Below are 13256 nucleotides of genomic sequence, written 5' to 3' on the forward strand. Positions count from 1 at the left end.
TGCCGGGGGTGGGGGGTGACCGGGTAGCGTGAGCCGACGATTCGGAATACCGGCGTAGTCGGCGAAGGAGTCCCGGTGACGGAGAGCGGACAGGGCGGCGGCCGACAGGCGGCCCCGCAGGCCGGTGCGCCGTGGGGCCCCGACCCGGCGTACCCGCAGCAGCCGCAGAGCCCGGGCCGGCCGGCAGGGGGGCACCTCCCAGCGGTAGCTGGGGGAGGCTACCCGCCGACGCCGCAGCCGGGCGAGCCGGCGTACGGCTACCCCCCGGCGCCGGGCCGGCCCCAGCCGGGCCAGCCCCAGCCGGGGGAGCCGCAGAGCCCGGAGGAGTCGGGGCAGGCCGGGTACGGGTACCCGTCTGCGCCGGGGCAGCCCGCGCCCGGGCATGTGGTGGGTCCCGGTTACGAGGGGCCCGGGGAGCCGCACGGGTACGGCTACCCGCCGCTGCCCGAGGCGGCGACGCAGTACATCCCGCCCGTTCCGGCTGCGCCCGCGGCCGATGAAGGGGCCACGCAGTACATCCCGCCGGTCCCGGCTGCGCCCGCGCACCATGAGGCGGCGACCCAGTACATCCCGCCCGTTCCGGCTGCGCCCGCGGCCGATGAAGGGGCCACGCAGTACATCCCGCCGGTCCCGGCCGGGCCCGCGCACCATGAGGCGGCGACCCAGTACATCCCGCCGGTCCCGGCTGCGCCTGCGGCCGACGAAGGGGCCACGCAGTACATTCCGCCCGTTCCGGCCGGGCCCGCGCACGGTGAAGCGGCGACGCAGTACATCCCGCCCGTTCCGGCTGCGCCCGCGCACCATGAGGCGGCGACCCAGTACATCCCGCCCGTCACCGACGGGTTCGACGCGCTGTTCCGCGGGGACGGCGCCGAAGCCGGGCACACCCAGCACCTGCCGCCCGTACAGGAGCCGGTGCTGCGGCAGCCGCCGCCGCGGGGCTATCCGCCGCGCGGGCAGCGGCCCGCAGCGCCCCCGGCGCAGGGCCAGCCCCAGCAGCACCCGCAGTACGCGCCGCCCCCGCCCCCGCCGGAGGCGCCCCGGCGCGTGCCGGCCGGCGTGATCGCCGCCGTCGTCATCGGCCTGGTCGTCGTCGGGCTCGGCGTCGGCGCGCTCCTCAGCGACGGAAAGGCGCAGAACAACGACCCCGCTGCGGCAGCGGCGACCCCCACCGCCGGCAGCTCGGCCGCGGCCGCCGGCGAGGCGCCCGTGGACCCGGCCCGGGCGCAGGCCGTCCAGCTGGACAAGCTCCTCGCGGACAGCAACGACAGCCGCGCCGCAGTGATCCGGTCCGTCGACGACATCAAGGGCTGCCGCAACCTCGGCCAGGCGGCGACCGATCTGCGCGACGCCGCCCGCCAGCGCGAGGAGCTCGTCACCCGTCTCCAGGACCTGAAGATGGACCAGCTCCCGGACAACGCGAGGCTGGCCGCCTCGCTCACCAAGGCCTGGCAGTCCTCCGCGGCCGCCGACAACAGCTACGCGGCCTGGGCGGACGAAGCCGCCGGAGACAAGAAGGGCTGCAAGGACGGGCAGGCCAAGAACACCGGCAACGCCGCCGACGGCAACAAGGCGAGCGGCGAGGCGACGAAGGCGAAGGAGTCGGCCGCGACCCTGTGGAACACGATCGCGGCCAAGTACGGCCTCACCAAGCGGGACAAGTCGCAGCTCTAGACGGAGGCCCGGAGCACGCCCCCTAGACGGAGGCCCGGAGCACCCCCCTAGGCGGCGCGGGGGGCCTGCTCCAGGGTCTGGGTCATGTCCATCGACTGCTCGCCCGGCTGGGCGACCAGTCGGCCCGCCTGGACGACCTGGAAGTTGACCCGCCCGTTCACCATGCGCGGGAAGCCGGCGACGGCGCGCATGTCCTTGTAGCGCCAGCTCAGGTCCGGGGTCAGCCCACCGGTCTTCACCGGCTCCGACTGGTTCAGCGCGCGCGCCACCTTGCGCGCCGTGATGTCCTCGCCGGACTTGAACCGCTTCACGGTCTCGCTGAGCACCGTGTACGCGATCCAGGTGGTCTGCGTCCCGCTGTCGTCCGCGTCCACGGCGTCGTTGCCGAACGCGTGATCGGAGATCACGTTCCGCATCTGCTCCCACAGCGGATCGGTCGACACCGGGTACCAGCTGGTGAGGTACGCGCCCTCGAAGGGGCTCTCCTTGCCGCCGGTGCGGTCGACCACGGCCTGGCTGACGCTGCCCAGCACGGAGGAGATCTGCGGGTTCTTGTGCTTGTCGTCGACGCGGCGGAAGGCGTCGAAGAACGTCTCCGTGCGCTCGCCGAGGACGGCCGTGACGCAGCCCTTGTCCTTGCCGCCGGAGGAGTTGGAGAGCGCCTCGCGGGCCTGCGGCGTGTAGTCCGCGGAGTCCTCGGCGGCCCGGATGTCGTTGGCGTCGGGCATCTTGTTGGCCTTGAGCCCGGCGTTGAGCAGGAGCGGCATGGAGTCGCCCGCGAGGGTGTCCGGGCGGACGACGGCCACCTGGCTGCAGGCCCGGCCCAGCTGGTGCCCGGCGCCGGCGAGGAGCACGGGCTGACCGCCGTTGACGGGGTAGGAGAAGGGGCTCTGGAACTCCTCGGAGGAGACCCCGTACCCGCCGATGAAGGGGATGCCCTCGGCCTCCAGGGGTGCCATGAAGGCGCGCCCGTGCTGGCTGTACGAGCCGACGACCGCGACGGCCTTCTCGCTGATGGCCTTGCGGGCGCAGTCGGCGGCGCCGTTCGCGGTGTTCTTCTCGTTGCAGGTCAGTACGCGCAGTTTGTGACCGTTGATGCCGCCCTTGGAGTTGACCCAGGCCTCATAGGCCTTGGCCATGCCGGGCATTCCGGGCATGTTGGTCGCCTGGGTGCCCTGCGGTGCGAAGGTCATGACCGTGATGGTGTCCCCGGAGCCCCCCGGGCCTCCGGGGAGCACCCCGCAACCGGTGACGAGACACGAGCCCATCGCCGTTGCCAGCAGAGTGCGGGAAAAGGATGCCGTGCGTCGCCATTCGGTCATGTCCATGCACCCTTCCGCCCCGCGGGTAACTGGAAAATGAGATGGACACAACAAAGAGTGACGCGAAGGTGAATTGCAGGGGGGTCGGTTGCACACAGGCGCCTCAAGATCGCGCCGGCCGTGAACGTACGATCGAAAGCGTGACATTCGCCCAAGGTTCGAAGAACTCTTCCCGCCGCGGCGGCCGCTCCTCCACCATGGGCGGCATGCCCCTGAACGACATGCCGTGGTGGCGCTGGCGCAGCAACGTGCGCTCGGCGCTTCACATGCTTTCCGACCCGGTCTTCCACGAGGGGACCTGGCTCGCCGGTGTCGAGGGGTACGGGGACGTCACCGACGCCGTGTACCGGCTCGTCGAGGACACCTGGCTCGACAGCTGGTCCGCCGAGAAGTACGTCGGCACGATCTTCCGCGACTCCCAGGAGGCCGCGCTCGTGGACCTCGCGGTGCTGCGGGTGCTGCGGATCCTGCACCAGGTCGGGCCCGACGCCCCCGTCTCCGCCTTCCTCGAGCACCACGCCTGGCCCGAGGCGGTACGCGCCGCGCGCGAGGCGCACGTACGGCTCGCGACCGCGGACGGGGACGAACCGGACGCCGCGCCGCAGTCGCTGGAACTGCTGAGGATCCTCACCCGCGCGGTGTGAAAGGCTGTGGGGTCATGAGCGACGACCCGCAGCCCCAGGCCCCCCAGCAGTACGTACTGACCCTGTCCTGCCCGGACAAGCAGGGCATCGTGCACGCCGTGTCCAGTTATCTGTTCATGACCGGATGCAACATCGAGGACAGCCGTCAGTTCGGCGACCACGACACCGGCCTCTTCTTCATGCGGGTCCACTTCTCGGCCGACGCTCCGGTGACGCTGGACAAGCTGCGGGCCAGCTTCGCCGCCATCGGGGACTCGTTCCGGATGGACTGGGAGCTCCACCGCTCCGACGACCGCATGCGGATCGTGCTGATGGTGTCGAAGTTCGGGCACTGCCTGAACGACCTGCTGTTCCGTACGAGCATCGGCGCGCTGCCGATCGAGATCGCGGCGGTGGTCTCGAACCACACCGACTTCGCCGATCTGGTCCGCTCGTACGACGTCCCCTTCCACCACATCCCGGTGACGAAGGACACGAAGGCGGCAGCGGAGACGCAGCTGCTGGAGCTGGTGCGGGCCGAGAACGTGGAGCTCGTGGTGCTGGCGCGGTACATGCAGGTGCTGTCGGACACCCTGTGCAAGGAGTTGAGCGGGCGGATCATCAACATCCACCACTCCTTCCTGCCGAGCTTCAAGGGCGCGAAGCCGTACCACCAGGCGCATGCGCGCGGTGTGAAGCTGATCGGCGCCACCGCGCACTACGTGACGGCCGACCTGGACGAGGGACCGATCATCGAGCAGGAGGTCGAGCGGGTGGGCCACGAGGTGACGCCGGACCAGCTGGTGGCGATCGGGCGGGACGTGGAATGCCAGGCGCTGGCGCGGGCCGTGAAGTGGCACAGCGAACACCGCGTACTCCTGAACGGCACCCGCACGGTCGTCTTCGCGTAACCGAATCCAGCCCCGTCGGCGCGCCGACGGGGCTGTGGAGACGGCCTAGAGGCGGCTCAGGGAAGCTGCCGCGAACAGGACGTCGCGGATGGCTTCGCGGTCGCCGTGCTGGCCCACCGCGGCTTCCTCCGGGGAGATGTGGCCCGCGGCCAGCTGGCAGAACTCGGCCCCGTCCAGTGCGATCTGCGCCACCGTGTGCTCCGGCGACGGCTTCGCCGCCGGGGAGTCCAGCGCGATGTCCCAGCTGCCGCCGCCCGCGCCCTCGATCTCCAGGTGCAGGGTCCGGCCCGGGGCGCCCGCCGCGACCAGGCCGCGGGCCGGGGCCGCCAGGCCCGCCCGGCGCCGGTGGGCCAGCGCACTCGGCAGCAGCCGCGCCGCCAGGTCGATCATCCGGTTCAGGTGCGGCCCCGACGGCGGGTCGTACGGGTAGTCCACCGCCTCCGCGATGTCCCACGCATGCACCCAGCACTCGAAGGCCCGCTCCAGGAACGCGTCCCCGAGCGGCAGCGCGAAGGCCCCGTAGTCCACCGACAGGTGCCCCACGCCCCGCCCCGCGAACGACACCGTCCGCACCAGCGTGTGGCCCTGCTCCCGCCACGGCTCGCGGATCTGCCGGGTGAGGGGCTGCGCGGCGGATTTCCAGTAGTGCTCCGTACGGCCCATCGCGCCCGACGGCGCCTGCGGGCCCAGCGGATCGTCGAGGCCCAGCGCCGTCGCGACCATCCCGTCCACCGTGAGCAGGTGCCCGATCACCCCGGCCACCGTCGTCCGGCGGTACTGGCGCCGCTCCTCCTCGAACCACTTCAGCCGTACCGGGGTCTGCCACTCCGCATCGCCGAAGTCCCGCAGCAGCGCGTCGAGCCGCGCCGTCTCCGTGTCGTACGGGTTCGCCCACACCGGCACCGGGATCCGGGCCGGCCGCTTGCCGAGGCAGTCCTCCAGCACCCGCGAGCGCAGCAGCGGCTTGAGGTCGAGGCTCTCCTCCGGGTGCAGCAGGCCCACGGCGTCACGCAGCCGCAGCGCCTCCTCCGCGCAGGGAGCGCACTCGGTGAGGTGGTCCTCCACCGCCTGGGTCTCCTCGGCGGAGCACGCCGCGAGCGCCCACGCGCCGAGCAGGGACTTCAGTACGGCATGCGACCGCGGCGGCTGTGGCGCAGCCGCCGGCTGCGGCTGCGGCAGCGGCTCCGGTGCGTACCGCGGGTCGAGGTCGTCGGCGGCCCCGCGCGGGCCCGGTATGCGCGGCGGACCGGCGCGGCGCTGCTCGTCGTATCCGTCGGCGGGCGGGTCGGCGGGGCCGGTCATCGGGGCGTTCCATATCCGGGCGGGCCGTATCCGGGCGATGCGGCGTCCTCCTGCGGGAGGGCGTTGGCGGTCGACAGCAGCTGCAGCCCGAGGCGCAGCCGGCGCCGGGCCTCGTCCTCGCTGATCTGCAGGTCGGCGGCGGCCTGCCGGTAGTCGCGGCGTTTGAAGTACGCGAGTTCCAGCGCGGCCCGCAGCGGTGCGGGCATGGACGTGACGATGTAGTCCGCGCGGGCGGCGGCGCTGGCGCTGCGCACCTTCTGCTCGAGCTCCTCGCGCGAGCCGCGGCCCAGTTCGGCCTGGCGCAGCCGGGCCACGGCCTGGCCCTGGGTGATCCGGGCGACCCAGGACCGCATCGAGCCCTGCTTGGGGTCGTACGCGTCGGGGTTCTCCCAGATGTAGCCGAACACTTCGCGGGTGATCCGGTCCGCGGCCTTCTCGTCGCCGAGGACCCGGTGCGCCAGGCTGTGCACGAGCGAGGCGAAGCGGTCGTACAGCTCTCCGAGCGCGGCGGCCTCGCCGCGGGCGAGGCGCTGCTGCATGCGGCGGTCCCAGCGCGGTGGTACGTCCTTCGGCATAACTGCCCCCAGCCGTGTGTCGACGCATCGAATGTAATGGGCACAGGCGGGTTCGCGCCCGTTTTGGGGGAACCGGACCCTGGAAGTGTGCCCTGGGTGATAGGCGGGTCGCGGGGTGTGAACGGTGGGGCGGCCCACGACACATGGGTACAGGTGTACGCGCCCCACCGCGCTCCCCGTGCGCGGGTTCGATGCGGCCACCTGCTTGACGACTTCGCTTAACGGGCAGGCCACGTAGGCCTTACGCTCCTGCCTTGTCTTGAACTGCACCCCACCGCACATGTGAAGGCGGAACGCCGAATATGGACAGCGCAGAATACGAGCGCAAGATCGCCGCCCGATTCGCCACCTTCGACCAGGACGGGAACGGATATATCGACCGGGAGGATTTCAGCGCGGCCGCGAAGGCGGTGCTGGCCGAATTCGCGACCACCGCGCGGTCGGACAAGGGCCAGGCCCTCTTCGCAGGTGCGGAGGCGTTCTGGCAGGGCATGGCCGGGATCGCCGACGTCGACGGGGACCAGCGGGTGACCCGCGAGGAGTTCATCACCGGGGCGGCGAAGCGGCTGCGGGACAACCCGCAGCGGTTCGCGGAGATCGCGCGGCCGTTCCTGCACGCGGTGATCGCGGTGGCGGACGAGGACGGCCGCGGCCCGACCCCGGCAGCGGCGGCCCGCGTCCTGCGCGTCCTGGGCACCCCGGCCGAACTGGCCGGCCAGGTCTCGCAGGCCCTGGACGGCGACGGCGACGGCCGCATCGCGGAGGAGGAGATCCTGTCGGCCTTCGCAGGCTACTGCGGCGTCGAGGCGCCGGACGCGTAGCCCGCACGTCCGGAACCCGGATCACCGTGCGGCCGGTGCGCCGCACGGCGGTCCGAAGGCATGCCCCCCGGGGCCTGACCGGCAAGACGCCCGCTAGGCGAAGCGTTCGCGGAGTTTGTACTTCAGGACCTTGCGGAGGGCGTCGTTGCGGGGGAGGGCGTCGACCAGTTCCAGTTGTTCGGGGAGTTTGTGGGGGGACAGGCCCTGGGCGCGGAGGTGGGCCGTCAACCGCGGCAGGGTCAGGGGGGCCGCGCCCGCCTGCTGTTCCACCACCGCGCAGACGCGCTCGCCGCGCTCCGGGTCCGGGAGGCCGATCACGGCCACGTCGCCGACGCCCGGGAGCAGGTGCAGGAGGTCCTCGATCTCCTTCGCGGAGATGTTCTCGCCCTTGCGGATGATCACGTCCTTGCTGCGGCCGGTGAGGACGAGGTAGCCGTCCCGGGTCAGGTGGCCGAGGTCGCCGGTGATCAGGTAGCCGTCGGCGTCGAAGGCGTCCGCCGCGGTGTCCCGGTTGAGGTAGCCCCGGCAGACCGCCTCGCCGCGCAGCCGGACCTCGCCGTCCGTCTCCGGGGGCAGTACCTCCCCGTCCGGGGTCGTGATGCGGATCGACATGCCCGCCGGGGGGCGGCCCTCCGTCGTGGCGAGGTGCTCCGGGGTGTCGTCGGGGGCGCCCATGGTGATCATCGGGACCTCGGTCATGCCGTAGCCGTGCGTCAGCCGGCAGCCCAGTTCGCGGACGACCGCGTGGTAGATCTCCGGCGGCTTCGGGGCGCCGCCGCCCGCGAGCAGGCGCAGGGTGGGGATGAGCCGCACCTGCGGGTCCTTGCGTTGCTCCGTGAGGAACATCGAGTAGAAGGCCGTGGAGCCGCCGGCCACCGTGACCCCGTGGCGCCGGTAGCCGGCCAGCGCGTCCGGCATCGCGAACTTCTCGAAGAGGACGGCGGGGAAGCCGTACAGGAGCAGCATCACCAGGTAGTCCGGGCCGCCTATGTGCGCGTACGGGAAGGCCATCGAGCCGACGTCGGCCGGGCTCAGGTGCAGGGCGTGGGCCAGGCAGGAGCCGCCCGCGATCAGTGAGCGGTCGGTGTGCAGGACGCCCTTGGGGTCCGAGGTGGTGCCGGAGGTCCAGTAGATCCACCGGACGTCCGTCCCGTTGCCGGGCGGCGGGGGCAGTACGGCCGGATCGCCCGTCGGCAGGGCTTCGTACGCCTCGAAGGCGCCGCGCGCGCCGAGCCGCTCGGCCATCGCCGTGTGGTCGAAGCCCCGCCAGACGCCCGGTACGGCGAAGAACTCGGCCTTGGACTCGCGCAGCGCGAAGCCCACCTCGCGGTCCCGGTAGAAGGGGATCACCGGGGTCTGGACGGCGCCGATCCGGGCCAGGGCGAGGGAGAGCAGGACCGTCTCGATCCGGGTGGGCAGCTGCCAGGCGACGACCGTGCCGGGCCGTACACCCCTCCCGTACAGGCCCGCCGCGACCTGCTCGGAGCGGTCGCGGAGCTCGGCGAAGGTGAGCGTCCGGTCGTCGGCGGGGTCGTCGGCCGCCTCGATCAGCACCGTGGCGCCGGGGCTGAGCTCGGCCCGCCGTACGACCAGCTCCCAGAGGGTGGGGGACCGGCCGAGCCGTATCGCGATGTCCCTGCTGTCCGCCATCCCAGCCTCCCGTAGCTGACGGTGAGTCAGATCCAGCGGAGAGCGTAGGGCTCCGGCGCTTGTCGGTCCAGGGGTGGCGGAGCTAGCTTGTTTCTGACGATCCATCAGATTTGGCTTGGGGTGCGGACCGGGATTCGGGCTCGGATTCCGATCCGGATCCATCGGCCAGCGGCGAGGGGAAACCATGGAACTGCCTCGGATCATCAGCGTCGACGACCACGTCATCGAACCCGCGCACCTCTTCGACGTCTGGCTGCCGGCCAAGTACCGCGACCGCGGGCCCAAGGCGCTCACCGCGGGCATCGGCGAGCTCGAGTACACGGGCGGCAAGTACGTGATCTCCATGGACCCCGACGGCCCGCCGACCGACTGGTGGATCTACGAGGACCTGAAGTTCCCGTACAAGCGCAACATCGCCGCCGTCGGCTTCGACCGCGACGACATGACCCTCGAGGGGATCACGAGGGAGGAGATGCGGCGCGGCTGCTGGGACCCCAAGGCACGCCTCGCCGACATGGACCTCAACCACGTCGAGGCGTCGCTGTGCTTCCCGACGTTCCCGCGCTTTTGCGGGCAGACCTTCGCGGAGGCCCGGGACAAGGAGGTCGCCCTCGCCTGCGTGCGCGCGTACAACGACTGGATGGTCGAGGAGTGGTGCGGCGACAGCGGCGGCCGGCTGATCCCGCTGTGCATCATCCCGCTCTGGGACATCGACCTGGCCGTCGCCGAGATCCGCCGCAACGCAGCCCGCGGGGTGCGCGCCGTGACCTTCTCCGAGATCCCCACCTACCTCGGGCTCCCCTCCATCCACTCCGGCTACTGGGACCCCTTCTTCGCCGTCTGCCAGGAGACCGGCACCGTCGTCAACATGCACATCGGGTCCAGCTCCCAGATGCCGGCCGCCTCCCCCGACGCGCCGCCCGCCGTCCAGGCCTCGCTCAGCTTCAACAACGCCATGGCCTCGATGATGGACTTCCTGTTCAGCGGGGTCCTGGTGAGGTTCCCGACGCTGAAACTGGCGTACAGCGAGGGCCAGATGGGCTGGATCCCGTACGCCCTCGAGCGCGCCGACGACGTGTGGCAGGAGCACCGTGCCTGGGGCGGGGTCCGCGACCTGATCCCCGAGCCGCCGTCCACGTACTACTACCGGCAGATGTTCTGCTGCTTCTTCCGCGACAAGCACGGCATCGCCTCGCTCGACGTCGTCGGCCGCGACAACGCCACCTTCGAGACCGACTACCCGCACGTGGACTCGACCTTCCCGCACACCAAGGAGGTCGCCCTCGACCACGTGAAGGGGCTGGACGACGAGACGGTCTACAAGCTGATGCGCGGCAACGCCATCCGCATGCTGGGCCTGTCCCTGGACGAGAACCGCTGATGGACCTGACGTACACCGACGAGGAGCAGGAGTTCCGCGCCTGCCTGCGCGCATGGCTCGCCAAGGTGCTGCCCGAGCTGCCCGCCAGGCCGTCCCCCGACGACTGGCCCGGCCGCCGCGCGTACGACGCCGGCTGGCAGCGCCGGCTGTACGACGCCGGGTACGCCGGGCTGCACTGGCCGGTCGACGCGGGCGGGCGCGGGGCCACCCCGACCCAGCACCTGATCTTCCTGGAGGAGACGGAGCGGGCCGGGGCCCCGTACGTCGGCGCCAACTTCGTCGGACTGCTGCACGCCGGCCCGACCATCGCCGCCGAAGGCACCGCGGCGCAGCGGGCGCGCTGGCTGCCGCCCGTACTGCGCGGGGACGAGGTGTGGTGCCAGGGGTTCAGCGAGCCCGACGCGGGCTCCGACCTGGCCTCGCTGCGCACGCGCGCCGTGCGCGACGGCGACGACTACGTGATCACCGGCTCGAAGATCTGGACCTCGCACGCGGAGGTCGCCGACTGGTGCGAACTGCTCGTACGGACCGCCCCCATCAGCGAGGCCTCCCCGAAGCACCGCGGGATCTCCTGGCTGGCCATGCCCATGGACGCCCCCGGGGTGACGGTCCGGCCGCTGCGCACCCTCGCGGGGTCCACGGAGTTCGCGGAGATGTTCCTCGACGAGGTCCGGGTGCCCGTCGCGAACCGGGTCGGGGCGCAGAACGACGGCTGGCGCGTCACCATGGTCACCCTCTCCTTCGAGCGGGGGACCGCCTTCGTCGGCGAGGTCGTCGCCTGCCGCCGCACCCTGGGCGAGCTCGCGCGCACGGCGAAGGCGAACGGCCGGTGGGACGATCCGGTGCTGCGGCGCCGGCTCGGGCGGCTGTACGGGGAGTTCGGCGCCCTGTGGCGGCTCACCCAGTGGAACGTCAGCGAGTCCGAGGGGACCGGCGGGGTCCCCGGCATCGGCGGCTCCGTCTTCAAGCTCGCCTACTCGCACGCGCGGCAGGAGCTGTACGACACGGCGGCGCAGGTCCTGGGAGCGGACTCCCTCGCGCTGGACGGGGAATGGGTGCTCGACCGGCTCTCGTCCCTGTCGTACACCATCGCGGCGGGCACCTCGCAGATCCAGCGCAACATCGTCGCCGAGCGGATCCTCGGCCTCCCGAAGGGCCGGTGAGGGCCGTGGACTTCCGGTTGACCGAGGAGCAGCAGGACCTGCGGGCCGGCGTACGGGACCTGCTCGCGGGCCGGTACGGGCGCGAGGCGCTGCGGGCCTCGGTGGACGCGGGCGGAGCCCTGGACCGGGGGCTGTGGCGGGAGCTCGGCGAGGCCGGGTTCTTCGCGCTGCGGCTCCAGGAGGCGGACGGCGGGGTCGGGCTCGGGCTGCCGGAGGCGGTCCTCGTCTTCGAGGAGGCCGGGCGGGCGCTGCTGCCGGGGCCGCTGGTCGCCACGCACCTGGCGGCCGGGACGGTCCCGGGGGCGGCGGCGGGGACCGCGGTGGTCACCGCGTTCGACCTGGGCGGTCCGGGCGGCCCGGGTGGCCTTGGCGGGCGGCTGGTGGCCCACCTCGGGGACGCGGACGCGGTGCTCGGTACCCCGTCGCTCCCTTCGGGCGAGCCGGTGCGCTCGGCGGACCCCCTCACCCCGCTGCACCGGGTGGCGGGACCGGGGAGCGCGGCCGCGGCGTACCGCGACGAGGGCGCGCTGCTGACGGCCGCCCTCCAGGCGGGCAGTGCGCTGCGCACGGTGGAGCTGGCGGTGCGCTACGCGCAGGAGCGCGAGCAGTTCGGGCAGCCGATCGGGGCGTTCCAGGCGGTCAAGCACCTGTGCGCGCAGATGCTGGTGCGGGCCGAGGTGGCCCGTACGGCGGTCTATGCGGCGGCGGTGACGGTGGACCCGGCGGAGGTGGCCGGGGCCAAGCTGCTGGCCGACGAGGCCGCCGTACGCAATGCCCGGGACTGCCTGCAGGTGCACGGCGGGATGGGCTTCACTTGGGAGGCCGATGTCCATCTGCACCTCAAGCGGGCGTGGGTGCGGGCCGAGCAGTGGCGGACGGCGGGGGAGGCGGAGGAACTGCTCGCCGGGGAGCTCCTCGCAGCGGAGTTGCCGACGGCTGCACAGTAGCTCGCTGTCACGGAACGGGGCACGGTCGGGACGGACCGGGACGCATGTCCGATTACAGAGAGTTGATATCGGTTTGTGTCCTTGGCCCGCCTCATTGCGGCCCGGAGTCGGGGGCCTGCTCCGGTACGCTCCCGGGAATGCGAGCGGCTGAGCGGCGCGAGCGTCGCGCAGTATGCACCACGCCTACTCCTTCGCGCTGGAATATGCCCGAAGCGCTTGTTGTCGTGACTGTATGTCAACCATGCTGCTCCACAAGGGGATCACACTCGGTGATCCCATCCTGTCGCGAGGCGAAGTGTCCGCCGGTTCGGATGGTGTGAGCGGTGCAGGTGCTTCAGGTTCAGCTGGAGGTAGGACCGGATCCCGCCGAGGTCGGCCGGGCCCGCCGCTGGGCGCGGTCCCGGCTGGCCGGGTCGGGCATAGGGGACGACGAACCGCTCGCCGAGACGCTGATCCTGCTGATCTCCGAGCTGGTCACCAACGCCGTCGTGCACACCGGCTGCCCGGCCGTCCTGCGGATGCTGTTCGGCGAGCCCGGGGTGCGGGTCGAGGTCGCCGACGCCAGCTCCCGCGGCCCGGCCCGGCGGCAGGCCGCCGGGGACGACACGGGCGGGCGCGGGCTCGAGCTGGTGGACGGGCTGGCCGACCGCTGGGGCTGGCAGCGCGAGGGCGCGGGCAAGCGGATCTGGTGCGAGATCGACCGCGCCGACAAGCCCGCGGACTGTGCGTCCGAGCGGGGTGAAGGCTCGAACAGAGTGTGTGGGTCGACGCGGGAACCGCGCGTGTACCTCTAACGAGGTGTTGACGGTTCGTCAACTGTTGATCACCCTTGTACTGAGCGATTCGTCGCGAGGGGACGCCAAGGGCAGACCTTGACGAGTGCGGGT

At 72.2% G+C, this 13256-nt stretch carries 12 protein-coding genes; 8 read left to right on the top strand and 4 right to left on the bottom strand.

Features of this window, described 5'->3' with window-relative positions; genetic code table 11:
* The first annotated feature begins 75 nt into the window (after positions 1–75).
* A complete protein-coding gene (locus tag OG299_RS22600) occupies positions 76–1674 on the top strand; it encodes a hypothetical protein (RefSeq protein ID WP_327362421.1) in 1599 nt (532 codons plus the stop codon).
* 47 nt (positions 1675–1721) lie between these two features.
* Here OG299_RS22600 and OG299_RS22605 read toward each other — a convergent pair whose 3' ends face one another.
* The gene (locus OG299_RS22605) at positions 1722–2996 is read right to left on the bottom strand and encodes an ABC transporter substrate-binding protein (RefSeq protein ID WP_327362422.1); all 1275 of its coding nucleotides are present in this window, start codon (positions 2994–2996) and stop codon (positions 1722–1724) included.
* Positions 2997–3193: 197 nt separating this feature from the next.
* Here OG299_RS22605 and OG299_RS22610 point away from each other — a divergent pair, with 197 nt between their 5' ends.
* Both OG299_RS22610 and purU read left to right on the top strand, forming a co-directional pair.
* Positions 3194–3640 (top strand): SCO4402 family protein, encoded by a 447-nt coding sequence (locus OG299_RS22610; RefSeq protein WP_266633454.1) that lies wholly within the window; start codon positions 3194–3196, stop codon positions 3638–3640.
* 14 nt (positions 3641–3654) lie between these two features.
* Entirely contained in the window at positions 3655–4530 is an 876-nt protein-coding gene (gene purU / locus OG299_RS22615; protein ID WP_266628252.1) for a formyltetrahydrofolate deformylase, read from the top strand.
* Positions 4531–4575: 45 nt separating this feature from the next.
* Here purU and OG299_RS22620 read toward each other — a convergent pair whose 3' ends face one another.
* Together OG299_RS22620 and OG299_RS22625 are read right to left on the bottom strand one after the other, a co-directional pair.
* The gene (locus OG299_RS22620; RefSeq protein WP_327362423.1) at positions 4576–5832 is read right to left on the bottom strand and encodes a maleylpyruvate isomerase N-terminal domain-containing protein; all 1257 of its coding nucleotides are present in this window, start codon (positions 5830–5832) and stop codon (positions 4576–4578) included.
* The gene (locus tag OG299_RS22625) at positions 5829–6407 is read right to left on the bottom strand and encodes a sigma-70 family RNA polymerase sigma factor (RefSeq protein ID WP_266628255.1); all 579 of its coding nucleotides are present in this window, start codon (positions 6405–6407) and stop codon (positions 5829–5831) included. Before OG299_RS22625 ends, OG299_RS22620 begins: the two co-directional genes overlap by 4 nt.
* 302 nt (positions 6408–6709) lie before the next feature.
* Here OG299_RS22625 and OG299_RS22630 point away from each other — a divergent pair, with 302 nt between their 5' ends.
* Complete coding sequence (locus OG299_RS22630) at positions 6710–7228, top strand: EF-hand domain-containing protein (RefSeq protein ID WP_266628257.1); 519 nt, start codon at positions 6710–6712, stop codon at positions 7226–7228.
* A gap of 93 nt (positions 7229–7321) precedes the next feature.
* On the opposite strand, the gene OG299_RS22635 is transcribed toward OG299_RS22630, so the two are convergent.
* The gene (locus tag OG299_RS22635) at positions 7322–8878 is read right to left on the bottom strand and encodes a class I adenylate-forming enzyme family protein (RefSeq protein ID WP_266628259.1); all 1557 of its coding nucleotides are present in this window, start codon (positions 8876–8878) and stop codon (positions 7322–7324) included.
* Between the two features lie 184 nt (positions 8879–9062).
* On the opposite strand from OG299_RS22635, the gene OG299_RS22640 reads away from it, so the two are divergent.
* The 4 genes from OG299_RS22640 (at position 9063) to OG299_RS22655 (ending at position 13163) form a co-directional block, all read left to right on the top strand.
* Entirely contained in the window at positions 9063–10259 is a 1197-nt protein-coding gene (locus OG299_RS22640) for an amidohydrolase family protein (RefSeq protein ID WP_327362424.1), read from the top strand.
* Entirely contained in the window at positions 10259–11422 is a 1164-nt protein-coding gene (locus OG299_RS22645) for an acyl-CoA dehydrogenase family protein (protein ID WP_327362425.1), read from the top strand. The genes OG299_RS22640 and OG299_RS22645 overlap by 1 nt, the downstream gene beginning before the upstream one ends.
* A gap of 5 nt (positions 11423–11427) precedes the next feature.
* Positions 11428–12369 (top strand): acyl-CoA dehydrogenase family protein, encoded by a 942-nt coding sequence (locus OG299_RS22650; protein WP_266628265.1) that lies wholly within the window; start codon positions 11428–11430, stop codon positions 12367–12369.
* 323 nt (positions 12370–12692) lie between these two features.
* Positions 12693–13163, top strand: a complete 471-nt coding sequence (locus OG299_RS22655; protein ID WP_266628267.1) for an ATP-binding protein — start codon at positions 12693–12695, stop codon at positions 13161–13163.
* Positions 13164–13256: the final 93 nt, after the last annotated feature.

The sequence above is a fragment of the Streptomyces sp. NBC_01296 genome, from assembly GCF_035984415.1.
Taxonomy (GTDB): Bacteria; Actinomycetota; Actinomycetes; order Streptomycetales; family Streptomycetaceae; genus Streptomyces.

Coding starts and splice junctions, on each gene's coding strand:
- OG299_RS22605 (WP_327362422.1), bottom strand. CDS start 2,996: ATGACCGAATGGCGACGCACGGCATCCTTTTCCCGCACTCTGCTGGCA.
- OG299_RS22610 (WP_266633454.1), top strand. CDS start 3,194: ATGGGCGGCATGCCCCTGAACGACATGCCGTGGTGGCGCTGGCGCAGC.
- purU (WP_266628252.1), top strand. CDS start 3,655: ATGAGCGACGACCCGCAGCCCCAGGCCCCCCAGCAGTACGTACTGACC.
- OG299_RS22620 (WP_327362423.1), bottom strand. CDS start 5,832: ATGACCGGCCCCGCCGACCCGCCCGCCGACGGATACGACGAGCAGCGC.
- OG299_RS22625 (WP_266628255.1), bottom strand. CDS start 6,407: ATGCCGAAGGACGTACCACCGCGCTGGGACCGCCGCATGCAGCAGCGC.
- OG299_RS22630 (WP_266628257.1), top strand. CDS start 6,710: ATGGACAGCGCAGAATACGAGCGCAAGATCGCCGCCCGATTCGCCACC.
- OG299_RS22635 (WP_266628259.1), bottom strand. CDS start 8,878: ATGGCGGACAGCAGGGACATCGCGATACGGCTCGGCCGGTCCCCCACC.
- OG299_RS22640 (WP_327362424.1), top strand. CDS start 9,063: ATGGAACTGCCTCGGATCATCAGCGTCGACGACCACGTCATCGAACCC.
- OG299_RS22645 (WP_327362425.1), top strand. CDS start 10,259: ATGGACCTGACGTACACCGACGAGGAGCAGGAGTTCCGCGCCTGCCTG.